Source organism: Nonomuraea sp. NEAU-A123, from assembly GCF_018603905.1.
Taxonomy (GTDB): domain Bacteria; phylum Actinomycetota; class Actinomycetes; order Streptosporangiales; family Streptosporangiaceae; genus Nonomuraea.
In genome coordinates, this window is sequence record NZ_JAHFZZ010000009.1 from 124,864 (window position 1) to 148,188 (window position 23,325).

20 protein-coding genes and 1 tRNA gene are annotated in these 23,325 nt (G+C 69.1%); 13 read left to right on the top strand and 8 right to left on the bottom strand.

Annotation, left to right across the window (positions count from 1 at the left end):
• Positions 1-44 precede the first annotated feature (44 nt).
• From KLK06_RS28275 to KLK06_RS28300, 6 genes are all read left to right on the top strand, one after another.
• Complete coding sequence (locus tag KLK06_RS28275; protein ID WP_214638676.1) at positions 45-1,613, top strand: NAD(P)-binding domain-containing protein; 1,569 nt, start codon at positions 45-47, stop codon at positions 1,611-1,613.
• A complete protein-coding gene (locus tag KLK06_RS28280; protein ID WP_250906209.1) occupies positions 1,613-2,650 on the top strand; it encodes an alpha-hydroxy acid oxidase in 1,038 nt (345 codons plus the stop codon). Before KLK06_RS28275 ends, KLK06_RS28280 begins: the two co-directional genes overlap by 1 nt.
• A complete protein-coding gene (locus KLK06_RS28285; RefSeq protein WP_214638678.1) occupies positions 2,644-3,990 on the top strand; it encodes a cytochrome P450 in 1,347 nt (448 codons plus the stop codon). The genes KLK06_RS28280 and KLK06_RS28285 overlap by 7 nt, the downstream gene beginning before the upstream one ends.
• A gap of 28 nt (positions 3,991-4,018) precedes the next feature.
• On the top strand, positions 4,019-5,341 hold the full coding sequence (locus KLK06_RS28290; protein ID WP_214638679.1) for a cation:proton antiporter: 1,323 nt from the start codon (positions 4,019-4,021) through the stop codon (positions 5,339-5,341).
• 73 nt (positions 5,342-5,414) lie between these two features.
• Positions 5,415-6,104 (top strand): response regulator transcription factor, encoded by a 690-nt coding sequence (locus KLK06_RS28295; RefSeq protein ID WP_308168484.1) that lies wholly within the window; start codon positions 5,415-5,417, stop codon positions 6,102-6,104.
• Entirely contained in the window at positions 6,101-7,408 is a 1,308-nt protein-coding gene (locus KLK06_RS28300; protein WP_214638681.1) for a HAMP domain-containing sensor histidine kinase, read from the top strand. The genes KLK06_RS28295 and KLK06_RS28300 overlap by 4 nt, the downstream gene beginning before the upstream one ends.
• A 19-nt stretch (positions 7,409-7,427) precedes the next feature.
• Here KLK06_RS28300 and KLK06_RS28305 read toward each other — a convergent pair whose 3' ends face one another.
• From KLK06_RS28305 to KLK06_RS28315, 3 genes are all read right to left on the bottom strand, one after another.
• Positions 7,428-9,092 carry a TROVE domain-containing protein gene (locus KLK06_RS28305; protein WP_214638682.1) on the bottom strand — a complete coding sequence of 555 codons (1,665 nt, stop codon included), beginning with the start codon at positions 9,090-9,092 and terminating at the stop codon, positions 7,428-7,430.
• Positions 9,093-9,518: 426 nt separating this feature from the next.
• Positions 9,519-9,959 carry a hypothetical protein gene (locus tag KLK06_RS28310; RefSeq protein ID WP_214638683.1) on the bottom strand — a complete coding sequence of 147 codons (441 nt, stop codon included), beginning with the start codon at positions 9,957-9,959 and terminating at the stop codon, positions 9,519-9,521.
• Positions 9,960-10,053: 94 nt separating this feature from the next.
• Positions 10,054-10,422: a DUF6221 family protein gene (locus KLK06_RS28315; protein WP_214638684.1), complete on the bottom strand. Its 369-nt coding sequence runs from the start codon at positions 10,420-10,422 to the stop codon at positions 10,054-10,056.
• A 12-nt stretch (positions 10,423-10,434) separates the two neighbouring features.
• On the opposite strand from KLK06_RS28315, the gene KLK06_RS28320 reads away from it, so the two are divergent.
• Complete coding sequence (locus KLK06_RS28320; RefSeq protein WP_214638685.1) at positions 10,435-11,223, top strand: hypothetical protein; 789 nt, start codon at positions 10,435-10,437, stop codon at positions 11,221-11,223.
• 27 nt (positions 11,224-11,250) lie between these two features.
• On the top strand, positions 11,251-13,362 hold the full coding sequence (locus tag KLK06_RS28325; protein WP_214638686.1) for a hypothetical protein: 2,112 nt from the start codon (positions 11,251-11,253) through the stop codon (positions 13,360-13,362).
• Between the two features lie 145 nt (positions 13,363-13,507).
• On the opposite strand, the gene KLK06_RS28330 is transcribed toward KLK06_RS28325, so the two are convergent.
• The gene (locus tag KLK06_RS28330; protein ID WP_214638687.1) at positions 13,508-14,590 is read right to left on the bottom strand and encodes a YncE family protein; all 1,083 of its coding nucleotides are present in this window, start codon (positions 14,588-14,590) and stop codon (positions 13,508-13,510) included.
• A 553-nt stretch (positions 14,591-15,143) separates the two neighbouring features.
• Positions 15,144-15,656 (bottom strand): hypothetical protein, encoded by a 513-nt coding sequence (locus KLK06_RS28335; RefSeq protein WP_214638688.1) that lies wholly within the window; start codon positions 15,654-15,656, stop codon positions 15,144-15,146.
• A 533-nt stretch (positions 15,657-16,189) separates the two neighbouring features.
• On the opposite strand from KLK06_RS28335, the gene KLK06_RS28340 reads away from it, so the two are divergent.
• Both KLK06_RS28340 and KLK06_RS28345 read left to right on the top strand, forming a co-directional pair.
• On the top strand, positions 16,190-16,381 hold the full coding sequence (locus tag KLK06_RS28340) for a hypothetical protein (RefSeq protein WP_214638689.1): 192 nt from the start codon (positions 16,190-16,192) through the stop codon (positions 16,379-16,381).
• 10 nt (positions 16,382-16,391) lie between these two features.
• Positions 16,392-16,655 (top strand): hypothetical protein, encoded by a 264-nt coding sequence (locus tag KLK06_RS28345; RefSeq protein WP_214638690.1) that lies wholly within the window; start codon positions 16,392-16,394, stop codon positions 16,653-16,655.
• 78 nt (positions 16,656-16,733) lie between these two features.
• On the opposite strand, the gene KLK06_RS28350 is transcribed toward KLK06_RS28345, so the two are convergent.
• A tRNA-Val gene (locus KLK06_RS28350) sits at positions 16,734-16,808 on the bottom strand.
• Between the two features lie 425 nt (positions 16,809-17,233).
• Between KLK06_RS28350 and KLK06_RS28355 the strand changes: the two genes are divergently transcribed.
• Complete coding sequence (locus tag KLK06_RS28355; protein WP_020547189.1) at positions 17,234-17,650, top strand: SsgA family sporulation/cell division regulator; 417 nt, start codon at positions 17,234-17,236, stop codon at positions 17,648-17,650.
• Positions 17,651-18,134: 484 nt separating this feature from the next.
• On the top strand, positions 18,135-19,469 hold the full coding sequence (locus tag KLK06_RS28360) for a hypothetical protein (protein WP_214638691.1): 1,335 nt from the start codon (positions 18,135-18,137) through the stop codon (positions 19,467-19,469).
• A gap of 110 nt (positions 19,470-19,579) precedes the next feature.
• On the opposite strand, the gene KLK06_RS28365 is transcribed toward KLK06_RS28360, so the two are convergent.
• Positions 19,580-20,239, bottom strand: a complete 660-nt coding sequence (locus tag KLK06_RS28365; RefSeq protein WP_250906155.1) for a DUF305 domain-containing protein — start codon at positions 20,237-20,239, stop codon at positions 19,580-19,582.
• 36 nt (positions 20,240-20,275) lie between these two features.
• Here KLK06_RS28365 and KLK06_RS28370 point away from each other — a divergent pair, with 36 nt between their 5' ends.
• The gene (locus KLK06_RS28370; protein ID WP_214638692.1) at positions 20,276-21,640 is read left to right on the top strand and encodes an LVIVD repeat-containing protein; all 1,365 of its coding nucleotides are present in this window, start codon (positions 20,276-20,278) and stop codon (positions 21,638-21,640) included.
• On the opposite strand, the gene KLK06_RS28375 is transcribed toward KLK06_RS28370, so the two are convergent.
• Complete coding sequence (locus KLK06_RS28375; RefSeq protein ID WP_308168485.1) at positions 21,634-23,322, bottom strand: serine/threonine-protein kinase; 1,689 nt, start codon at positions 23,320-23,322, stop codon at positions 21,634-21,636. The two genes, KLK06_RS28370 and KLK06_RS28375, sit on opposite strands and share 7 nt — an antisense overlap.
• Positions 23,323-23,325: the final 3 nt, after the last annotated feature.

A 23,325-nucleotide genomic window follows, 5' to 3' on the forward strand; every position in this document is an offset into this window, starting at 1 on the left:
ACTGCTGTTGTCCGTTCAACCACATCGCTGTGACGGAGGCATCCGTGCCGGACAACGCCCTCGACTACCTGGTGATCGGCGCCGGCCCGGCGGGGCTGCAGTTGGGATATTTCCTGGAAAAGGCGGGGCGGTCGTACCTGATCCTCGAAGCCGGCCCCACGCCGGGCATGTTCTTCCGGACCTTCCCCCGGCATCGCACACTCATCTCGATCAACAAGAAGCACACCGGATCCTCCGACCCGGAGCTCAACCTCCGGATGGACTGGAACTCCCTGCTGTCGGACGACCCGGACCTGCTCTTCACCGGTTACAGCGACCGGTACTTCCCCGCCGCCGACGACATGGTCCGCTACCTCGCCGACTTCGCCGCTGCCTGGAGCCTGCGGATCGTCTACGACGCCCGCGCCGCCCACATCACCCGCGCGCCCGGCGAGGGCCCCTTCCAGGTGACCGACGAGCGCGGCCGGACATACGAGGCGAAGCGCCTGATCGTCGCGGCGGGGGTCACCCGGCCCAACATCCCGGAGATACCGGGCATCGAGACGGCCGAGCCCTACGGCACCGCCGCCACCGACCCGTCCGGCTACGTGAACCAGCGGGTGCTCGTCATCGGCAAGGGCAACTCGGCCTTCGAGACGGCCGGCAACCTGGTCGAGACCGCCGCGGTGATCCACGTGGCGGGGCCGAACTCCGTACGGATGGCGTGGCGCACCCACTTCGTCGGGCACCTGCGCGCGGTCAACAACAACTTCCTCGACACCTACCAGCTCAAGTCCCAGAACGCGGTGCTGGACGGCTCGGTCAAGCGGATCGAGCGGCAGGCCGACGGCTCGTACCTGGTGACGGTGAGCTTCGCCCGCGCCGACGAGGTCACCAAGGACATCCCGTACGACCGGGTGATCGTCTGCACCGGCTTCCGGTTCGACGCCTCGATCTTCGATGACGGGTGCCGTCCGGAGCTGATGATCCAGGACAGGTTCCCGGCGCTCACCCCCGCCTACGAGTCGGTCAGCGTGCCCGGCCTCCACTTCGCCGGGACGCTGACGCAGTCCCGCGACTTCAAGCGCGGCACCAGCGGCTTCATCCACGGCTTCCGGTACGGCACGCGCTCGCTGCACCGCATCCTGGAGCACCGCTACCACGGCGTCCCGTGGCCGGCCCGCGAGCTCGCGGCCACCCCGGAGGCCATGGCGGCGGCGGTGCTCGAACGGGTCAACCGCTCCTCGGCGCTGTGGCAGCAGTTCGGCCTGATGGCCGACGTCATCGTCCCCGACGGCCGGGGCGGGGCGCGCTACCTGGAGGAGCTGCCGGTCGATCTGCAGGGCCCGCCGATCGGCGACGGCGGCCACTTCGCGATCACGCTGGAGTACGGCCCGGAACACGACAAGGTCGACCCCTTCGACATCGCGATCGGCCGGATCCGGCAGAGCGACTCCGCGCGCGCCCACGAGGGCCACTACCTGCACCCAGTGGTGCGGCATCATCGGCCCGGCTCGCCGCCCGCCGTCCACCACATCACCGAGAACCTGGAGAACGAGTGGACCTCCCCCGAGGTGCACGTCGAGCCTCTGCGGGCCTTCTTCGCCCGCCAGGCCGCCTCGGTACCGGCGTGATGGACACACTGGGCGATTTCGAGGCCGCGGCCCGCTCTCGCCTCGATCCCGCCCACTACGACTACTTCGCCGGCGGCGCCGGTGACGAGGTCACGCTGCGGGCCAACGAGGCGGCCTTCGACCGGCTCGCGCTGCTGCCGCGGGTGCTGCGCGGCGCCGGGAAACTCCAGCTCGACGTCACCCTGCTCGGCAGCCACGCGGCCATGCCCGTGCTGGTGGCGCCGACCGCGTTCCACCGGCTCGCCGACCCCGAGGGCGAGCGGGCCACGGCGCGGGCGGTCGCGACCGCCGAGACGATCATGATCGTCAGCATGGCGTCCACGGTCGCCGTCGAGGACGTGGCCGCGGCGGCGCCCGGCGCCGAGCTCTGGTTCCAGCTCTACATCCAGCCGGACGCGGCCTTCACCGAGACGCTCGTCCGGCGGGCCGAGGCGGCCGGTTGCAAGGCGCTGGTCGTCACGGTGGACTCCCCCACCCTGGGGGCGCGGGCCCGGGACCGGCGCCACGGCTTCCACGACCTGCCCGAGGGCATGTGCTGCGAGAACCTGCGCGACGGCGCGCGGGTGCGGCCGATCGTCATGTCACCGGAGCTCTCCTGGGCGCACATCGACCTGCTCAGGCAGATGACGGCGCTGCCGATCGCGCTCAAGGGCGTCGCGCATCCCGTCGACGTGCGCCTGGCGCTCGAGCACGGCGTCTCGGCGCTGCTGGTCTCCAACCACGGCGGGCGGCAGCTCGACACGGTCCCGGCGGCCGTCGACCTGCTGCCGGACATCGTGCGCGCCGTCGGCGGAGCCGTACCCGTGCTGCTGGACGGGGGCGTCCGGCGGGGCACCGACGTGCTGAAGGCCCTGGCGCTGGGCGCCGCGGCGGTCGCGGTCGGCCGGCCGGTGATCTGGGGCCTGGCGGCGGACGGCGAGCGGGGCGCGGGCCGCGTGCTCAGCCTGCTGCGCTCGGAGGTGGAGCGGGCGCTCACCCTGTGCGGCTGCGCGTCGATCGACGAGCTCGAACCGGGGATGGTGCGACGCGCATGCTGACCGTGATGGCCGTGGCGCTCGCCGCCGGCGTGGTGCTGAGTCTGCCGTGGTGGCTGCCCGGCCGGGTCGTGGCGCTGCGGGTACGCGTCTTCAACCGGGTCAACGGGGACGAGGGCATCCCCGTGCCCGGCGAGCTGGTCGGCGTCGAGCGGTTCAGGGAGGTCTACTCCCACCCGGCGGCCGGTGGCCGGAGCAAGGGCGCCGCCCTGTCGGACCTGTTCTGGTACTGGCTGGCGCCCGGCCCCGAGATGCACCAGGAGCACCTGGAGGCGGGGGAACGATATGACGCCGTCGCCCGGGCCACCCGCGGCTTCCTGTCCGTATCGCGGACGGAAGCGGAGGAGCTGACCCGCCGCTGCGTCGCGCGGACGCTGCGGGACGCGCGCGGGCTGGTCCGGCTGCGCGACCTGATGATGCCGCTCTGGGCGGAGTTCTCCTACGAGCTCGTCTTCGGCAGGCGGTGCCCGTGGGCGGCCCGGGAGCTGATCATCGGTAACGCGAACGACGTCGTCACCGCGCTCAAGGGCTGCGGACTGCGGCACATGGACCGGCGCGACCGGCTCACCCGGTATCTGGTGGAGCAGTTGCCGCGGGTGCGGCACCCGCTTCCCGAGGGGTTGTCGGCCAGGGAGCAGGCGTTGTACCTGCAGGGGGCCTTCTTCAACACCGCGGTCGTCCAGTTGTCGGAGGCCATGGCCCACCTGCTGATGGTCCTCGCCCAGCACCCGGACGTACAGGCCAGGGCGCTGTCGAACGGCCCCCGCTACCTCGACCAGGTGATCTCGGAGACGCTGCGGCTCTACCCGCTCTTCGGCGTCGCGCACCGCGTCACCACCGGCGACATCCCGCTCGACGAGCGCACGGCGATCCCGGCCGGCTCGGTGCTGTGCTTCAACTACCCCGACTTCCACCGCGCGGGCTTCACCGACCCCGGCCGCTTCGACCCGGGCCGCTTCCATCCCGACCGCGCCTCGGCCCGGGAGCTCAACCACATCCCGTTCGGCATCGCCGCCAACCGGCCCTGCCCCGCCTGGCGGCTGGCGCCGATCGCCATGCGGGTCGCGGCGGAGGAGATCCTGCGCCTGTACGCCCTGGACTCCTCCGCCGCCCACACCCGATCCCTGCCCAACCGGGGGCCGTGCCTGCTCACCCCGAGGTACGCCCCCAGGAGTGCCGCCCACCGGCCGCTGCTGCTGTTCGTGCGGTTCCGTGACCGGTGGGAGGACGTCTGGCGCAGCCTCGTCCAGCTCGTCCTCGGCAGCTACATGGTCTGGGACGCGCGCAGGCAGCGGCTGTGCGAGCGCTTTTTCGCGGAGGACGGCCAGCCGGTCTCCCACTGACCATCCGGATGACGAGCGGAGAAATGGTATGCCCACTATGGCCCTGGTCGCCGCCGGTGACCCGAACCTCGAACTGATCCTCAAGGTGTTACCCGCCCTGGTCGTCATCCTGCTGGTCGCGGGCGTCTGCGGCCGGCTGGCGCTGATGGTGCTGCAGCCGCGGGTGCTCGGCGAGATGGTGGCCGGCGTCCTGCTCGGCCCGACGCTGTTCGGCTGGCTGTTCCCGGAGGCCCAGGCCGCCCTGTTCCCCAAGGAGGTCAGACCGGTCCTGTACGTGCTCAGCACCATCGGGCTGACCTTGTACATGTTCCTGGTCGGCGCCGGGCTGGACCACAGCGCCCGGTCACCTGGAGAGGTCCGCCGGGGGTCGATCCTGGCCGGTTCGGGCATCATCCCCTCCCTGGTCCTGGGCTTCTGCAGCGGCCTGGTCCTGTGGGACCTGCTCTCCCGCCCGGACATCAGCCGGTGGGAGTTCGCCCTGTTCCTCGGCGGCGCGCTGTCGCTGACCGCCTTCCCCATGCTGGCCAGGATCCTGTACGAGCGGAGACTGGAGAACTCCCCGCTCGGGCGGCTCACGCTGATCGCGGCCGCCATCGACGACGCCTTGGCGTGGTGCATCCTCGCACTGCTGTCGGCGATCCACCTCGGCTCGGGCACCGGCGGCGCCCTGCGCACCATCGGCCTGGCCGCGCTGTTCGCGGTGGTGATGCTGACGGTGGTCCGCCCGCTGCTGCGGCCGCTGGGCCGGAGCCTCGCACGCACCGGGCAGCTCGGTCCCGGCGCCATGTACGTGGTCATCCTCGTACCGCTCACCGCGGGCTGGCTCACCGACTGGATCGGCGTGTACGCCGTCTTCGGCGGCTTCGTCGCCGGGCTGACCATGCCCCGCGATCCGGCCTTCCGCAAGGTGCTGCACGGCCGCATGATGGACGTCGTCTCGACGCTGCTGCTGCCGGTGTTCTTCACGTTCTCGGGGCTGAACACCCATCTCAACGGCATCGCCGGTGGCGCCATGCTGCTGGCGTTCGCGCTGATCCTGGCGGCGGGCTTCAGCGGGAAGTACTTCGGCTGCTCGCTGGCGATGAGGACACTGGGGTTCAGCTGGCGCGAGTCGTACGCGGTGGGCGCGCTCATGAACGCGCGGGGGCTGATGATCCTCATCTTCATCAACATCGGCCTGGCACAGGGCATGATCACGCAGGAGCTGTTCGCCATGCTGGTGCTCGTGGCCGTGATCACGACCGCGGGGGCCCTGCCGCTGTACAAACTGGCGCTGCCGGAACGCCTCGAACAGACCAGGAGAACCGAACCCGAAGAGCCACGCCCCTTGGAGGAGGCAGCCTCGGCTTGATCTTCATTTTCGCGAAATGTCAATGCTTGTTGGGACCCTGGTAATTCTGCGGCAGTGATGCCACGGTGGGTCCGTGGCTGGGACATCGGGTACAGCCGGCTCACCCTCCCGTCGGCTGTTACTCGTCGAAGATGACCGCGAGCTCGGGGGCATGTTGGTAGACCTGTTCACCGACGAGGGATACACGGTCGACCTGGCCCTGGAGGGGCAGCGCGGCCTGCACCTGGGGCTGAGCCGCGCCTACGACGCCATGATCGTCGACCGGGGCCTGCCGGTGGTCGACGGCATCGATCTGCTGCGGCGGCTGCGCCGGCAGGCCGTCACCGTGCCGGTGCTCCTGCTGACCGCCTTCGGCACGGTCGCCGACCGGGTCGCCGGGCTGGACGCGGGCGCCGAGGATTACCTGGTCAAGCCGTTCGAGATCGACGAGCTGCTGGCCAGGGTGCGGGCGCTGCACCGCAGGAACCTGGACCAGGCCGGGCTGCTGCCCGTCGGCACGGGCTGGCTGGATCCGGCGGCCCACACCGTACGGCTGCCGACCGGCGAGGAGGTCTCGCTGTCCGGCCAGGAGTGCCGGCTGCTGCACGCGCTGGCGACCCGGCCGCGGCAGGTGCACACGCGGGCCTCGCTGCGGCAGCGGGTGTTCGACGGCGCCCGCACCGACGCGATCGTGGACACCTACGTCTACTATCTGCGCGGCAAGCTGGGACCGGGCATCGTCAGCACCGTACGGGGCGTGGGCTACCGCCTGGGCAGGCTGTGAGGGGGCGGGCGGCAGCCGATCCGGAGCGACGGCTGCTGATCGGGGCCCGCCGCCGGATCACCGTACAGGTGGCGGGGGCGATCTCCTTGGTGCTCGCCCTCTTCGGGGCGGTGGTCTACGGCGTCACCGTGAGCGACCAGCACGACTCCGCGCGGCGCGACCTGGCCGCCGCGACGCGTCACGGCTCCGTCACCCACCCTCCCCCCTGCGTCTGGCTGTTCGAGCTGCGTGACGGCACCCTACAGAGCTCTCCAGGGGCACCGGAGGCGCTGCCCCTGGACACCGCGCTGTACCTGGCCGCCGGCAGCGCGCCGCAGGTCGACCAGGTCGAGCTGGCCGGGCAGACCTATCTCGTACGCACCGAGCGGCACGGTGACGTGGCGACCCAGGCGGTGATGGACCTTCGCTACCAGGCGGCCGAGCGGCACCGGCTGCTCCGCACGCTCGCCGCCGCCGAGCTCGCCGGGCTGCTGGCCGCGCTGCTGATCGGCCAGGTTCTCGCCCGCCGGGCGATCGCGCCGCTGGGCGAGGCCCTGGCCCGTCAGCGCAGGTTCGCCGCCGACGTCAGCCACGAGCTGCGCACCCCGCTGACCCGCCTGCACACCCGCGCCCAGCTCGTCGCCCGCCAACTGCGGCGCGGAACCGACCGGATCCTGGTCATCGACGAGGTCGACCAACTGGTCACCGGCACCCGGCAACTGGGTGAGGTGGTCGAGGACCTGCTGGTGTCGGCCCAGCTCAAGCAGTTGCGCCGGCCGTTCGTCCCGGTCGACCTGGCCGCGCTGGCCGAGGAACTGGCCGTCGCCGAGGCGGCGCGCGCCGCGGCGCTCGGCGTGACGATCGAAGTACGCCGCCAGGGGCTCGAGGACCACATCGTGCGCGGGGCGCAGTCGGCGCTGCGCCGGGTGATCGCCGCGCTCCTCGACAACGCGCTCGGCCATACGAGCATGGGGGGTCACATCTGGGTAACGGTCTTCGGCGACTCGGAGGTGGTGGAGCTCAAGGTGCGGGACGACGGCGTGGGCCTGGATCCGGAGGACTCCGAGCGGCTGTTCACCCGGTTCGTGGGCCGGGGCTTCGGGCTGGGGCTGGCCCTCGTACGGGAAGTGGTGGACGGGCACGGCGGGACGATCACGGCGGACGGGCGTCCGGGAGCCGGAGCGGTCTTCACCGTCCGCCTCCCGGCCGACCCCGCCATCCCGCACCGCCCGGCGCCCAGAAGCGAACCCGCCGACCACCCCGGCCACCCCGGCCACGCCGACCGCTCAGACCGTTCAGACCGCGAGCCGGAGCGGCGCTTCTGACCTCGGCTTAGGGATCCGGTCAGCGCACGAACCCGTTGACGATCAGCGGAAGAGAGGCGTCCAACCCGATGACGTTGAGCACGCCCGCATCCTTCGGGTCCGCGATCGAGTAGCCGGCGGCGGTCATCGCCGCGACCACCACGCGGGCGTCCCGGTTGACCCGCCGGCGGTAGCCGTCGAGCGCCTGGCTCGGGTGGGAGCGGCCGGCCCACGTCTCGTTGTCGGTCAGGACGACGATCCCGTCCACGGTCATCCGCTCCTTGGCCGCCCAGGTGAACGGCAGCGACAGGTCGGTGCCCCCGCCCGAAGGCTCCCAGGAGGCGATCTCCCGCAGGTTGGTGCGCGGCGTCACCTTGGAGGCGTGCACGGCGGTGTCCACGTCGATGACGTGCACGTTCTGCTCAATGCGGGCGAGCATGACGGCCATGGCGCAGCCGACCTCGTACGGACTGCCGACCGGCGAGCCACCCACCCTGACACCGTCCGACCACTTGCCGCTCATCGACCCGGACGAATCCACGGCGACGAGCAACCGCTTCCCGGTCGGCTCGACATGGCCGAAGGACAACTCGTATGTCTCCTCCAACGCGTCCAGGACCGCCGGGACCGGCGCCCACGTCTGGGCGTCGGCACGCGGGTTCGGCTGGGCCCGGCCGGAGGCGTACACCCGCATCGCGAGCCAGGCGTCCATCGGATGGATCCGGGCACGCAGCAGCGCGTCCCGATCGGTCAGCCGGGCCGCGGCGCGCCGGGTGGCGTCGCCGAGCGGCGTCAGCGTGCCGAGACGGGTCATGCGGGCCAAGTTGCGGATGAGCGCGGTCATACCGACCGTGTCGACCAGGGCGTCCCACACCTTCGGCTCGCGCAGCATCGCGTCCGGGAGGAACTCCCAGGGCACCCGCGACTCGTTCACGACCCGGATCGCCTCGTCGACGCCGGTGACCGCCTTCGCCGTGAGGAACCGGTGCACAGCGGGCAGCACCTCACGGGCCCGCTCGTCCGCGACGTTCCCGGCGATCCACCCGAACAAGGTCTTGCGCTGCTCATCGTCGGCGACCGGATGGGCGACCCGCAGCATGTCCCGCAGGCTGAACGCCTCGCCCTGCGGCGTCCTGCGCTGAGCGGCCTTGCACGCCTTGAACGCGACGTCGTCCGCGCTCCCGGTGAGGAACCAGGAGCCGAGCGCGGTCCGCAGCGACCGGCCCACCACGGGCGAGGTCCCCTGACCGGTCGCCTTGCCGCCCAGGTTCTTGTGGTAGCCGAAGAACTGGGCCAGATGATCGGTCGTACGCGCCACCTTCGCCAGCGCCACCTTCGCCGCCTGCCTGGTGTCGGCGTCACCCTTCGCGTAGCAGGCCGCGAGCGCGAACAGGGCGGGCCGCTGCTTCGGAGCACGCGGCGGCCGGGCGGTCGAGACCGCGGTGAGCAGGGCGACGACGCGCGGGCCGTCCTCGGCGATCGCCTGGAACAGCACGTCGGCGTTCTCCGCCGTCAGCTTGGCCTCGCTCACGTAGTAGGTGCCGCCCGTGGTGCCGAGAATCAGGAAATCCTCCAGCTTGTTCCACAGGTCCTTGTCGAAGACGTAGCCGCCGGCGGCGTTCTCCACCTGGTCGGTGCGGCCGGGAACGCGCCGCGTCTGCGGAGTGGCGATCGCTGAGACCGCGGCGAGGGGGTCACGTGCCATGGTGCGCTCCTTCCGTTCGACCCGCCCGAAAGCGGATATGCGAAAGGGGAGCGGATGGGGTGATGGCCGCCGAGTTTAGACAGATGCGCTATCCGGACTGCGCCACCTCCCGACCAGCCGGGAGGGCAGGATTCGAACCTGCGATCTTCTGTTCCCGATAACCGACGACCTTCGACCCGCTCCCCTTGCCCATCAGGCCTGGAACCGGCACGGATGTGGGGATGCCCACCGGCGTTCGGTGCTCTGGCCAGCTGAGCTACACAGACCGAAGCCTGTGGCGGGAGTCGAACCCGCGACAACCCCATTGGAAGTGGATAACCGACGGACTTCGACCCGTGCCGGCACCAGACCCGATGAACTGGTTCCCACGTTACTGATCAACGTGACGAGCCACACCTGATTATCGGGACCCCGTTGTCGGCGACCTCAAACCTCGACGACCGCGGACGCGGCGTTCCCCACCACCCCGAGCAGAACCCCCCATCCAGCGCTGCCAAGGAACTGCGCCGTCTGCCGAAGCTGGCCGCGCTTCTCCTCGTCAGGCTCCCTCTCGGCGGCGGCTTCGAGGCCGGCGATGATCTGCCTGGCGAGCAGTTCGGCCGGCCACCCTCCCACGACCCGGCGGGCCTCACCGGTCGGGCTGTGGATACCGTCGATCTCCCGCCCGGCCGAATCGGCGCCCGTGACATCGGTGAACCGGAAGAACGGCGGCCGTTCACCGGCAAGTGCGGCGAGCGCCCGTCGCACTTCCTCGGGGTCCATGCCGAGCCGTTCGACGATCTGGTGCGGCTGGATCAGCGCCGCGCCCTCATCCGTCATCTGGACGATCGCCTTGAGTACGGGTAAGTCGTGGTCTTTCCAGGTCATGTTCGCTCCAGAAGTTCGGTTTGTCCGTCGCAGTCTCCTCCAGGCTTGGCCTCCGTGAGGCGAACATGCCGTCGCGAGGTGCCGGGAAATCTGCTCACGGTCGCCACTTCGCCAGATATGCCGCGTGGTCGGCGTACGGGAGGGCGAGGAGCCGAACGACCCCGAACGCCATCGCCTTGGTCGTGTTGCCCTCATCCACGGGCAGGAACTCGGCCTCGGCGACGAACCCCGTCAGCTCATCCAGGATCCGCCGTTTGGCCTCGATCTCCTGCAGCACGCGGGCCGGAGCGTAGCGAACCAGATGGGCGACAGCGGCGCGCGACTGATCGCCGCTCGAACCTGCGACGGTGATCCCGCCCTCGCCCTCCTCGACGTTCGACGGCCACGACACCGGCGACGCGGCAAGCGCTCCCCGCTCGTCTTCGTTGAGCCTGGCGCGGAGAAAGGCGATCAGCTCGTTCATTTCAGGCTCTCCATGATCGGGGCTGTCGTCTGCGTCATCGTAGAGCCGAAGAGCGGCGTTGCCCCTCGGCAGGTCGGCGATCCGTCGCCCGAGCGCGGCATCAACGTCGGTGCGATCAGTTTCATGAGGGCCAGCACGTCCGCCGCGTTGGCCTGCCCCACTACACCATGCCTGAGCCGGATACCGATCTCGGTCCTGTTCCTGGAGAGGCAGGCCCTCGCTTTGTTGAAGGAGTTCGCCTTGCCGCGGAACGGTCCGTGCCTTGCGCGGCTGGAGCTGCGCTTTGACCGCGACACCGGCTCGATCTTCGTGATCTCCTGCGACGATCCCGCCTGCGCCCAGGCACGCATGGGACAGCCCGTCCGGGAAGTTTCGCCCGATTACTCCGGCCGCGCTCACCGAGACGATACCGCCCTGGTGGTCCGGGCTGACGGCCTGCCTCTGATCGCCTATCGGGACGTGAGCGACGGCGCGATCAAGCTGCTGGACTGCCACACCCGCGAGTGCTCGCGGGCCGACACGGCCACGCTGTCCGAACCCGGTCACAACACGGCGTCGGCGATGGCATTGGACCGGGACGGGCGGGCGCTGGTGGCCTACCAGGACCTCGACCGCGAACGGATCGTCATCGCCGCCTGCTCAGGAACACGCTGCACGCGTACTCCGGTCACGACGATCCAGCGCGGCGGTGGTGACGGCCTGGCCATGGCGCTGGACGGCCACGGTGGGCCGATGATCGCCTGGATGGACGTCTGGAACGACTGGGATCTGGTCGTGACTACGCCGCTCAATCTCCCCTGACCCGCGACAGCCGACTAGGTGATCTCGATGGAGCACGTCGAACGACTGCGCAAGGACGGGGTGCCGTTCCGGGGGTATCTGGATGCCGGGCGCCATCTGGTCCGGCTCGCGCTGCCCGGAGTGCTGGTGCACGTGCCGCTCGCCGCACTGTCTCTGCTGGCCCTAACAGTGGCGGCCGGCGACTCGGCGGCGCTGGTCAACCAGCGGTTCCAGCTGATCGGGACGTCCGATGCCCCGTTGCTGATCTGGACGGTCGTGCTGACGGCGGCATCTCTCGCCGGGGAGATCGTGGTGTTCCCCGCGACAGTGATCATGGCCACGGGTCACCTGGTCGACCGGTACGTGTCGCCTGTCGAGGCGCTGCGAGAGACGGTACGACGGTTGCCGTCCCTGCTCGTCCTGCTCCTGACAGGCGCGCTGGCACTTGGGGCGGTGTGGGCCGCGCAAACCGGCGTGCTGATGGCGACCGGCCAGCAGTGGCCGGCCAAGGCGGTGCTGGTGGTCGCCGCGTACACGGCGATGCCGGGCCTGCTGGCAGTGCCCGGCATCGTGCTGCACGGCTGCTCGGGGCTCGACTCGATCCGCCGCGCCTACCGGTTGACCGAGCTGCGTTTCCTGGCGACCGCGTTGACGCTGGCCTTCGGGGTCGTCCTAGTGCCCGGCGCCGCGACGTGGGCTCTCGGGTCAGGGCTGCGCCTGCTCCCCGGCCCGCTCGCCACCCTCGGATGGTGCCTGGCCGGAACCGTGCTGGCGCTGGCCATCACGCCTTTCCAGGCAGCCGTGGTCGCGCGCCAGTTCCTCCACTGCATGGCCTGGCGTACCGAGGTGGACGATGCGGACCTGACGCACGGCCTGCCCGACACTCCCCCGCCGCGCCCGATACGGTTCAGGCTCCTGCCAGCGGCGCTGCTGCCCGGCCTGCTGTTCAGCGGAGTCGTGCTGGTCAACCCGTTCGGGTGGCCGGACGTCGCGGAAACGAACGTGACGGAGTCCTGGGCACCTGAGAAGTTCTCCGTCTCCTCCAGCGACCGCAAGCCGGAGATAGGGCCCTTCAGCCTGCAACACCTGCACACCGGCCGCGATGGGCGGCTGGTGGTGGTGATGGACGGCTTCGAGGACCGCTCCAGCCTGCTGGCCTGCGCCGACCTCTCGTGCCGGACGACGAGCTTCACCTGGGCCGAGCCGCACGACTCCGGCACCAGTTGGCGGGCGAGCGCGGCCAGTACACCGCTGCCTGACGGGCGTCTCCTGCTGACCACCTGGAACTCCGCCGGGCTCGAACTGCTCACCTGCGAGGCAGCCACGTGCGTACGGACCAGCGGGGCGATCGCTACGACGCGCAGACCGCCGGAATCGGTAGGGGTGGCGCTGGCCGCACAGCGGGGCGGCGGCCTGGTCGTGGCCTACGCCGACGAGGATCCCGCGGGCGGTGACAGGCCGGCCCACGACTTTGTCTCCTTGATCTTCTGCCCGGATACAACCTGCGCCCGCTCAGAGCCTCGCCAGGTCGCCCGTCTGGAGGCGGGAGTGTACTCCGCCTACGACCACAATCTGGCGGTCGCCGTCGGCCCCGGAGACCGTCCGGTCGCCGCCCGCTATGACCCCGCCACAGGTCAGATCCAGGTGATCTCCTGTCTGGACGCCGCCTGCCACCGGCCGAGCGTGGCCAGGCCTGTGCCCCCTGCTCCGGCGAATGGCGACAAGCTGCCGTGGACGGCCGGCCTGGCCATGGCGGTGCGTCCCGACGGCCGCCCCGCCATCGCCTACCGGGACCTGCGCGACCAGGCGAACAAACTGCTCGACTGCCGCACCCCCGACTGCTCTCAGGCCGACATACGCATGCTGGGCGCCGGGAGTGAGCACCACGCGGTCCCAGCACTGGTCCTGGACCGAGAGGGGCACCCGCTGGTGGCGTTCGAGAGCCGCGAACACCAGCGGCTCATGCTCGCCGTCTGCACCGGCAGCCGCTGCGTGAGCATCCCGGTGTCCAAGAACAGGGGCGGCTTCGGAGACAGGCTGGCCATGACGCTGAACGCCGCGGGCGACCCGGTGATCGCCTGGATCGACCACGCGCTCACGCCGCCCGGCCTCAGCTGGAACCTGCACGTCACCACCCCGCTCAACCTCGCCTCGGACTAGGGAAGGGGGGATCCCGCCGTGCCACGGTCGTATCGTTGCCGCAGTGTGGACGATGTTCCATTCTGGCCACGCCTACTGAGAACGCTTCCTTGGCCAGCGACTGCGGCGGGGCTGGCGAAGGCAAGCGCGTCGGCCGCTCGGCGCGTCACCGGTAGCGCCCGATCGCCACACTGTTGGGATCCGCGCCGAGGGGGATGGTGCCGGTGATGGAGTTGGTCGCCGTGTCGATCACCACCACACTTTTGGACGACAGGTCTGTGACATAGGCGCGGCTGCCGTCCGGCGTGATCGCCACGTCCAAGGGCGTGTCGACAGTGATGGTGGCGGTGACGGTGTTGGTCGCGGTGTTGATCACCTGTACGGTGCCCGGTCCGGGCTCCGGCTGCCCGCCCTCCTCCCCGCCCCCGCCTGGGTCATGGGTGTTGGTGACGTAAGCCCGGCTGCTGTCCGGCGTGATCGCCACGCTGCCGGGCCAGTCGTCGCCGGGGATTTGGGCGATTTCGGAATTGGTGGCCGCGTCCAACGCCAGCACGTAGCTGCTGCTGCTGTCGTTGATGTCGGGAATCGAGATGTACACCCGGCTGCCGTCCGGGTTGATCGCCACGTCCAACGGGTCGCCGATGAACATCCCCATGTGGTCAATGGGAGTGTTGGTCGCCGTGTCGAACACGTCTACGCCGCTGCCGGTGATGTAGGCGCGGCCACCATCCGGACTGATCGCCACGTGCTGCGGCTGTTGCACACCAGAGATGGTGGCTACGACGGTGTTGGAGCCCGTGTCGATCACGGACACGGAATCCGACTGCGTATTGGTGACATAGGCGCGGCTGCCGTCCGGGGTGATCGCCACCCCGCTGGGCAAGTTACCGACGGGGATGGTGGCCTTTACGTTGTTGATCACCGATACGGTGTTCGAACCCGCATTGACGACATAGCCGTGACGGCCGTCCGGCGTGATCGCCACATCGCCTGGAGAGTTCCCGACGGGGATGGTGGCGATGACGGTGTCCGTCTGCGTGTCGATCACCGCCACGAAGCCGGACTTGAGAGTGACGTACGCGAACTCCACCAGCGGCGCGGCGGCAGCAGACGGGCCGGGTACGGCCGATGGCAACAGCAGCACGGCAATGGCCGACCCGACCGCGAGACGCCGCATACCGGACGGCCGCACGCCGCGCCGCCGCTCGTGGCGACGCGAGCAGCCCATCCTGATCAACCCCGTGAACATCGCAACCCCCATCCGCCGGACAGGTCCCTCCCTATCCCGTCCAGGCACGGCGGCCGCCAACCAGCACGCCATCTTGGCCCTCCAGAACGGAACCTTGACCCGCCAATGGGCCGCTGTTTCGTCCCGGACAGAGGGCGAACGCAGATTTCGCCCATATGTTGCCACCGGAGCCGACCCGGAGACCGACCGGCTGTCCTTTGTCCAGTCCGCGCGAACCTTGCGACGTCCGGACCTACCTTGATCGATCGTGGCCCGGATATGCCGATCTGCATCTGTCAGGAAGAACAGTCGACCTCATCAAGCTCCTGGGAAACGGGCTCTCGGTCGGGCTCATGAAACTAGCTCACGGACGGGGGCTCATAGGCGCGCTCACGTACGGCTCGCGGGCGGGATGATCAGTTAAGCGGGTCCATGTCCGCCAGGAGCCCGGCTGGCGACCTCCGCTCCATCACCGTCAACAGCCCGGCCGCCGTACCCACGTCCGTTGGGCGCGGACGGCTGCCACCGGCCACGCTAACGCCGGGCCGCCCGCGCCTGTTCAAGGAGGCCGCCTCTAGAAGGCCTGAACGATCTGAGGCGTGTTGAAGGTTCGGATCAGCCCCATACGGGTGTCGTTGAGTTTGATCCTGCCGAATACCTCGTCCACGGAGGTGCCGAAGTCCTCATCGAGCCACACCCTCGGTACGGTGATCACGAAGTCGGCGCTGAGCCCGCTCAGATCCGAGGACCCGATGCCGACGACGGGAACGCTGAAGAGCCATCCGGTGGTGTCGTCCGCGAACACCGAAGCCGAGTAGGGCGCGCCGTTCGTGGCGTTGATGATCCCGTCGGCTTCCTGCTTGCTCATGTGAAAGTCGATGCCGATGGTGACTCTGTAGATCCCGGACCCCGCGCTTTCGATCGTCAGGCACACGTTGCTGGCGACTTCGCCCGTGCACCGCTGCTCGGCGGCGGCGGGCTGCGCCGCCAGGAGAACGACCGCGAGAGCGGGCGCCATGATGACGGCGAACGCTCTCAGGATGATGTGTTTGGCACGACTACGGAGTCCGATGATCCTTCTGAACATGTGGGTGTTCCCCTCTTGTTCTTGCGCCGTTTATGGGAACGGCGCTCCAAGGAGAAAGGCGTTCCAGGCCATTCCAGTAAGCAGAATGGGCGGCCCGCCATGCCTGGCGCCAAAACCCGTTCGTGGCCGCTGGCCTGCGGGTTCGTGGCGCCATCAGGCAGCTCCGGGAGATCTGACTAACACTCCTTGAGTCCCTTCGGTTTTTCTTGGGCCTCTCTGGGCCTCGATTCGTCAGGGGCTTGTTGACGTTCATCGAGTTCGCGGTCTTGTCCGTTATGTCCCCTGGGCGGTTGGGGCGGGCCGTCGCATGTCGCGCCTCGTCCTGCCGGCCGGTTGCGGTGAACGCCGGCACGTCCGTGCGGCTCCTGTCTTCATCGTGGCCTGGTGCCCATCGTTCGGGCTGCGCCCAGGACGTCGGCTCGGCTCCAGGTCATCAGTGGCATCGTCTCCGAAAGTCGGCACCATCTGGCTGAGGGATAGCCGTTCTGACATAAGCCGGGACAAGGCGAAACATGCCCTGGGACAGTCGCGGCATGAAGACCATGGACAGGCCGGACGTCGAGGTTGTGGAGCGGCTGCGGCGCGAGGGGGTGTCGCGGCGGAGCTACGCGGCCGTGCTGCGCAACGTGCTGCGGTCGGCGACACCCGGGGCGCACCCGTCCCGACCCGCCGCGAGCGCCGCGCCGACTCCATCCCGGCCGCCCGCGAGCGGTGCGCCGAGCTGAGGCGGTCACCATGCGCCGTACAGGACCCGCGCTCACCGCCGTGCTGCTGCTCGTGGTGTCCGCCACCTGCTCCTCCGCGCCGCCCTCGCCGCCGGGGGACACGCGGTCGCTGGGCGACATGACGACGAAGCCGCTGGCCTGCGACGGCCTGATCTCCGCCCGCGCCCTGCGCATCGTCGTCGGCGCGCTCCCCATCCTGACGACAACCACCGGGCTGCCCGACAAGCGCCCTGCCCAAGGGCCGCCGCTACACCTCGTGCGCGACCACAAATGAGCAATCTTGCCGCATGGGTGACGCACGATCATTAAAAACGCCCCATCGCCCTGGTGGGTGATGGGGCCTCTGACGTGCTGGTGGGCGATACTGGGATCGAACCAGTGACCTCTTCGGTGTGAACGAAGCGCTCTCCCGCTGAGCTAATCGCCCGCCCTGCGGCCCCTTGCGGCGCCGACGGGAAAACCATACCGCACTCCGGCACCTGGTGGCGAAGCGGCGGGAGGCTCGGATGGGATTCGGGGAAAGGGTGCGGTTGCCCATCGGCGTGGTGGCTCGTTGGCATACCATCGTCGTGTTCCGGTAGGTGCCGATCGTGATCTTTTCTCAAGGAACGTTCTTGGTGGGCCCCCGGAACAGGCTCCACGAACACGCAAAACCCTTGTAAATACGACCCGATTGATGCCGTTTAGCCTGGTAGATGCCTAAATGTCCAGCTGTGATGTGCGTTACAGAAGGGCCTAGGAGCGGAATCTTTCCTACAGGTTTCTTCGTTCCGCGTGATAGCTCAGGACGAAGTCCGTCAGAGCAGTGATAGCCCCGAAGAGGGGACCTTCGACGAAAAGGTTTGGCTGACGATGAACAGCACCACCGTCTCCGCCGAGCTTGGCCTTCGGCTTGTGGTCCCCGACCGTACTACCGTCCCCCTGCTCGCCGGACTGAGTTACACAGCCGACGACCCGTACGCCATCCGCATGGCCTTCCACGTAGGGAACGACGAACCGGTCGAGTGGATCTTTGCCCGAGAGTTGCTGACAGTTGGCATCGTGAGACGCGTCGGCGACGGCGACGTGCAGGTATGGCCCGCACGCGCCGACGGCGAACGCACCCTGCACATCAGCTTGACGTCACCGTTCGGGCAGGCACTGTTCGAAGTGCCGCTGGCGCCGTTGACCGAGTTCCTCCACCGCACCTACGAGAAGGTGCCCGCTGGTCGCGAGACCGACTTCATGGACCTGGATGCCGAGCTCACCAACATGCTCTGGCCTTCTTAAAACCCTCTTTTTGATCTTTGACGGCTCAGCACGGTGGGCCCCACCCGCCGTACGGGGCTGAGGTCTGTCCAGGGGCACGCTCCTCCGGTGGAGGTGGTTTCGCGCCGTGACGTGCGTGTTCTTGGCCCCGGTCCGGGGATTGGGCTGATGTTTGTGATCTAGGCTCTGCCTCGTCGGGAGCTTGCCGTACCCCGCTCCTGCCATGCGCCCCTTGACGCGTCCCGCCGCGGTTTCGCCCCCCCGAGGGGTTTTCACCGAAGACCACGAAGCCTCGCCACGCTCTCCGAGTTTTTCGTTGATCTTCCATCTATCTGATGCTAGTAATGAAGGACCCCTTCATAAAGCAAGAAGCCCTCATGCCACCTGCGGACGACAGGCGCTGACCTTGGCCGAGGTTTCGGACACAGAGATCGCCCGACACCGTGCGCTCAGTGCCTCGCGCCTACGGCAGAGCGCCGGCGACCGTACCTTCAGGAGAACCACCATGATCGCGCGATTAACCGCCGTGGTCCTGCTCCTCATCACCGTGCTCATCGTCCCGGCCCCCGCCGACGCCGCCACGGGCTACGCGCTGACGGCATCGGAACTGGCTTCGGTGCGACCGTTGAGATTCACCTCGACCATGGCCGCGCGTGACTCGGTGGTCTCCACCCTGCCGGTGACCAAGGTCAGGATGGACGCCGTCATTGCCGGCGGCTACCTCACCCGTGCGATCTGCCACCCCACCAACCTCCACCTCTCGGCGCAAGTCAGCGGATTCTGCTGGAACAGCACCGACGACACGACCGCGAACTGGTTCCCGCAAGGAATCACCGGCAGCGGTGATGGCATGAACGGCTCGGTGCTCTACCCGCCCTGCGACGGCTGCGCAGGCCGGAAGATCGTGGCGGTGAGCTGGCGCAGCGGCGCGTCCCACGAATATGGAGCCAACCGGCTGGCCAGGGTCACTTTCGTCGATGTCACCAACGGGGCAGCGGGCGCCCCATACGGACATGTCCTGCTGGTCGAACCCGATGACAGCGCCGAGGGTTTCCGCGAGATCGCCAGTCACGCCGACGGCATCTCGTGGTACGGCAACAAGCTCTTCCTCGTCACCGGCGGCGACCCGGACGTGTCCGGAGGCGACCGGCTGGTACGCGTCTTCGACCTCACCCATGTATGGAAGATGAATTCCACCGCGTCAGGAAACGTCGGCTGCCTCGGCGGTGTCTGCTCGGCAGCGTACTCAAGGTACGCCTTGCCACAGATCGGCTACTACCGGCTCAGCTCGCCGGCGGTGTGCGTCAGCCTCGACCTGGCGAGGCCATGTCTGAACGGGGTCTCGCTCGATCGGAGCGGCACCGACCACCTGACCACTGTCGAATACCGGAAAGGCGGTTCCGGAGGGAAGATCCTCCGCTGGCCCCTCGATGCGTCCACGGCCCTGCTCAAGACCGGCTCCGACGGGCTCGTTCACCCAACCGAGGGATGGACCAGTCCCATCTGGGACCTCCAAGGCGGCGTGTTCACCGGCAACGAGGGCATCTTTGTCGGGTTATGCCCTGAGGGCTCGCCTTCCGTCACCTACATGCCGGGTGGTACGGCAAGCGTTTCCGGAGAGTTCAGGAAGTCCTGCCTCCACCGCGTCACGGTTTCCGCCGACCACAGCACGCTCGACGTCCGTTACCTGACGACCGCTCCCGGCAACGCGCAGAACATCTCGTACTGGCCGGCGAGCGGGGAAGCGTGGCTGGTCAACGAATTCCGCGGGGACACTGACGGCGTATACGCGAGCGATCGCCTGGTGCTGGCGTTGAGCTGCCCGGATCTCAGCTGCTGAGACCAAGAACGGGCGGTGGATGCCGGAGTTCCCACGGCACACGCCTGCGGTGGCAGTGGCTCGGTCCCGCCCCGTAGGGGGTATGTCGGTTTTCTGGACGTTTGCTGGGATTATTGGGGTATCGAGGTCAGGGCTGCTTTCATTCTCGTAATCTCGATGCTCTGGCCCGAGTAGACGTCTCTCGCCATGCGTCTCATCTGCGGATCCGTGCCGGTGGAGCGTTCTTCTTCGGCCATCTTCAGGGCGCCGCCGTGGTGTCTGATCATGAGTTGCAGGAACAGGCGGTCGAAGGCGGCTGCGCGGGCCGTGCGCAGGGCGTTCATCTCCTCCAGGGTGGCCATGCCGTAGCCCTCGGGGCCGTGGGCGTGGTCGGCGGGGATCGGGCGGCCGAGGGAGGCGAGCCAGGAGGAGATGGCGGTGATCTCGGGACGCTGCGCGCCGGCGATCTGGTCGGCGAAGCGGCGTACGGACAGTGTCGTCGTACGGTCCTTGACCAGGCCGGTCATCTCCAGGGCCTGCCGGTGGTGCGGGATCATGCCTTCGGCGAAGCGGACGTCGGCGGCAGCCGGGGAGGGCGGCGGCTGGCCGAGGCGTTCGCCGGGCGTGGCCGTGCGAGCGGGGGTTCCCGGGCCCTGTGGGACGATCACCGGAGCGTCGGTGCCGATCGCGGACGGCTGTTCCGGTTCCCGGGCGCACGCCGACAGCGCGAGCAGCACGAGTGCCGCCGAGACTGTGACGATGAGCGCACGCGACCGGGACATCACTGACATAGCTTCCATACTGAGCCACGAACGAGAGGGAAGCGCGTGATCTTCGGAAAGGTACGGGGGGCGGTGGTGTGTGCGGCGGTGTTGCTGGTGGCCGCGTGCAGCGCCGGGCCGCAGGCGGGTCCGGGAGGGGAGGATCCCTCCGGAGACGCGGGCGAGCCGGTCAACACCTCCCAGCCGACCGGTGACGCGAAGACGAGCCCGAACGTCAAAAGGATCGCGCACATGCCCCGCACGGCGCCGCTCAACGGCGCCATGGACTGGAACACCGACCTGGCCTTCCAGGGCGACTACGCGTACGTGGGCAACTTCGGCGGGTTCTCGATCTACGACATCAGCGACCCGGCCAAGCCGAAGACGGTCAGCCAGGTCGACTGCCCGGCGGAGCAGAACGACGTCTCGATCTACGGCGACCTGCTGATCCTGTCGATCGACGAGCCGCGCAGCGACGCGAGCTGCGCCTCCACGACGAAGGGCCACTCCTGGGAGGGGCTGCGGATCTTCGACGTCAGCGACAAGAAGAACCCGAAGTACGTCTCGGCCGTCGCGACCGACTGCGGGTCGCACACGCACACGATGATCCCCGACGGGGAGACGCTGTACGTGTACGTGTCGTCGCCCGGCCCCGAGCCGGAGTCGGAGACCTGCCCGCCGCCGCACGAACTCCTCCAGGTGGTGGAGATCCCCACCAAGAACCCCAAGGCCGCCAAGGTCGTGGCGAGGCCGAACTTCTTCCCGGACCGTGAGGAGACGGGTGCCGGCTGCCACGACATCACGGCGTACCCGGAGAAGAAGCTGGCCGCGGCCGCGTGCTTCGGCGACGGCGTGCTGCTCGACATCTCCGACCCGGTCAACCCCAGGGTGCTGCAGCAGATACGCGACGAGGAGAACTTTCAGCTCTGGCATTCGGCGACGTTCAACAACGACGCGACCAAGGTCGTGTTCGGCGACGAGCTGGGCGGCGGCTCCGCGCCGACCTGCGACCGGCAGACGCCGCAGACCAAGGGCGCGGACGCGATCTACGACCTCGTGAACGGCAAACTGGAGCGGCGCGGCTACTTCAAGATCCCGCGCGAGCAGGAGGAGAACGAGAACTGCGTCGCCCACAACGGCTCGCTCCTCCCGGTGCCGGGCAAGGACATCATGGTCCAGTCGTGGTATCAGGGCGGCGTGTCGATCTGGGACTTCACCGACTCCTCCAGCCCCAAGGAGATCGGCTACTACGACCCGGCGCCGTACGACGGGGTCGCGGGCTCCTGGTCGGCCTACTACTACAACGGCTATATCTACTCCAGCGACATCCGCGGCGGCCTGGACGTCATCGAGATCGACGACCCGCTGACCGACCCGGCCAAGCAGGTCAAGATGGATGACTTCAACGTGCAGACCCAGAAGTCCTACTGAGGTGCCGTGATGCTCCCCGCCCGCCAGTTGACGTAAGTGGTGACGAAGGAGGAGGCCACCCGGCCGGTCTCGTTGACCGCGCGCCAGGACAGGTCGAAGAAGATCGGCCTGTCGCGCGCGTCCAGCTTCAGCTTCCAGGTGAGCTGGGTGTCGGCGAGCTCGTCGGCGGTCCACCCGCCGGTGATCTCCGAGATCTTGTCCTGTACGATCTGCGGCCCCTTGGTGGTCACCAGGGACCCGGAGTAGGACCGCGCCTCCCCGCCGATCCGCGGCGTCACGCTGATCACGTCGAGCAGGACGCCGATCCCGGCGGTCACGGGGACCATCTCGGCGAAGTAGAGCGCCTCCGATGTCTCCTTTCCGGTCACCGGCTTGCCGTCCATGTAGACCTTCGGCTCGTCGACGCTCTCGATGACGATCACCTGCCGGGTGTCGCCGACCGACTCGACCCGCATGTTGAAGTCCGTGGTCATGTCGTCGTTGGCGCCGAAGACGAGCTGGCCCCGGGCCTCGCCGTAGTAGGAGCTCTGGCTCAGGCCGCCCTCGTAGGTGAAGTCGGCCAGGGGCGTCACGATGGTCGCCGCCTCCACGGCCGCGACCAGCTCCGCGGGCTTGGCGGGAGGCGGGCCGACCGCGGGCTCGGGCGTGCCGGAGGAAGACGTGCTCGGCGAGCCGGTGGCGGCGGCCGTGGTGGAGGTGATGTTCGTCCGCCCGGCCGAGCGCGCCCAGAGCAGCGCCCCGGTGACCACCAGACCCGTCGCCGCCAGGCCCGCCCCGGTCAGTACGTTCCTGCGCCCCATCAGCACCCGGGTGGCGGTGATCGTCGGCTCCTCCGGCTCCACCACGACGGTGGCCGCCAGCGCACCCTGTTCGAGCACGTCGGACTCCCCCGCGCGCCGGTCCTCGCCGAGCAGCTCCAGCAGGACGTCACGCGCCGTGGGACGGGCGGCGGGGTCCTTGGCCAGGCAGCGCGCCACGATCGCGCGCAAAGGCTCCGGCAGGTCGCCCAGGTCGGGCTCCGCCTGGAGGATCCGGTAGGCGACCGCGGCGATCGTGTCGCCGCCGAACGGCGGCCGCCCCGTGGCCGCGTACGCCATCGTGGAGCCCCAGGCGAACACGTCGCCGGCCGCCCCGACCGGCCCGTCGCCGAACTGCTCGGGCGCCATGTAGGGCGGTGTCCCGGCCAGCCCGCTCTTGGTCGCGGTGAGCCCGGCGAGCCGGGCGATGCCGAAGTCGATGACCCGCGGCCCGTCCTTGGCCATCAGCACGTTGCCCGGCTTGAAGTCACGGTGCACCACGCCCGCCCGGTGGATGGCGGTCAGCGCGGTGGCCGTGCTGATGGCCAGCCGGATGAGGTCCGCGCCACGCAGGGGCGCGACGTCGGCCAGGGACGGGCCGTCGATGTACTCGCTCACGACGTAGGGCGGGTCGTAGCCGAGGTCGGCGGTGATCACCCGGGCCGTGCAGAACTCGGCGACCTGCCTGGCGGCGGCGATCTCCCGCTGGGCCGAACGGTCGATGCCGCCCGCCCGGCCGGCCGCCATCACCTTGATCGCCACCTGCTCACCGTCAGGACCCGTGCCGAGGTAGACGACGCCCTGACCGCCCTGGCCGAGACGGCCCGTGATCAGGTAGTCGCCGAGCCGCGGCGGATCGCCCGGCCGGAGCGCACCGGCACCCACCAG

Excerpts from the sequence above, each read along its gene's own strand:
- KLK06_RS28345 (WP_214638690.1), top strand. The coding sequence starts at position 16,392 with ATGCGCCGTACAGGACCCGCGCTCACCGCCGTGCTGCTGCTCGTGGTG.
- KLK06_RS28310 (WP_214638683.1), bottom strand. The coding sequence starts at position 9,959 with ATGACCTGGAAAGACCACGACTTACCCGTACTCAAGGCGATCGTCCAG.
- KLK06_RS28280 (WP_250906209.1), top strand. The coding sequence starts at position 1,613 with ATGGACACACTGGGCGATTTCGAGGCCGCGGCCCGCTCTCGCCTCGAT.
- KLK06_RS28355 (WP_020547189.1), top strand. The coding sequence starts at position 17,234 with ATGAACAGCACCACCGTCTCCGCCGAGCTTGGCCTTCGGCTTGTGGTC.
- KLK06_RS28335 (WP_214638688.1), bottom strand. The coding sequence starts at position 15,656 with ATGTTCAGAAGGATCATCGGACTCCGTAGTCGTGCCAAACACATCATC.
- KLK06_RS28290 (WP_214638679.1), top strand. The coding sequence starts at position 4,019 with ATGCCCACTATGGCCCTGGTCGCCGCCGGTGACCCGAACCTCGAACTG.
- KLK06_RS28360 (WP_214638691.1), top strand. The coding sequence starts at position 18,135 with ATGATCGCGCGATTAACCGCCGTGGTCCTGCTCCTCATCACCGTGCTC.
- KLK06_RS28365 (WP_250906155.1), bottom strand. The coding sequence starts at position 20,239 with ATGTCAGTGATGTCCCGGTCGCGTGCGCTCATCGTCACAGTCTCGGCG.
- KLK06_RS28320 (WP_214638685.1), top strand. The coding sequence starts at position 10,435 with ATGATCGGGGCTGTCGTCTGCGTCATCGTAGAGCCGAAGAGCGGCGTT.
- KLK06_RS28315 (WP_214638684.1), bottom strand. The coding sequence starts at position 10,422 with ATGAACGAGCTGATCGCCTTTCTCCGCGCCAGGCTCAACGAAGACGAG.
- KLK06_RS28285 (WP_214638678.1), top strand. The coding sequence starts at position 2,644 with ATGCTGACCGTGATGGCCGTGGCGCTCGCCGCCGGCGTGGTGCTGAGT.
- KLK06_RS28325 (WP_214638686.1), top strand. The coding sequence starts at position 11,251 with ATGGAGCACGTCGAACGACTGCGCAAGGACGGGGTGCCGTTCCGGGGG.
- KLK06_RS28330 (WP_214638687.1), bottom strand. The coding sequence starts at position 14,590 with ATGTTCACGGGGTTGATCAGGATGGGCTGCTCGCGTCGCCACGAGCGG.
- KLK06_RS28305 (WP_214638682.1), bottom strand. The coding sequence starts at position 9,092 with ATGGCACGTGACCCCCTCGCCGCGGTCTCAGCGATCGCCACTCCGCAG.
- KLK06_RS28340 (WP_214638689.1), top strand. The coding sequence starts at position 16,190 with ATGAAGACCATGGACAGGCCGGACGTCGAGGTTGTGGAGCGGCTGCGG.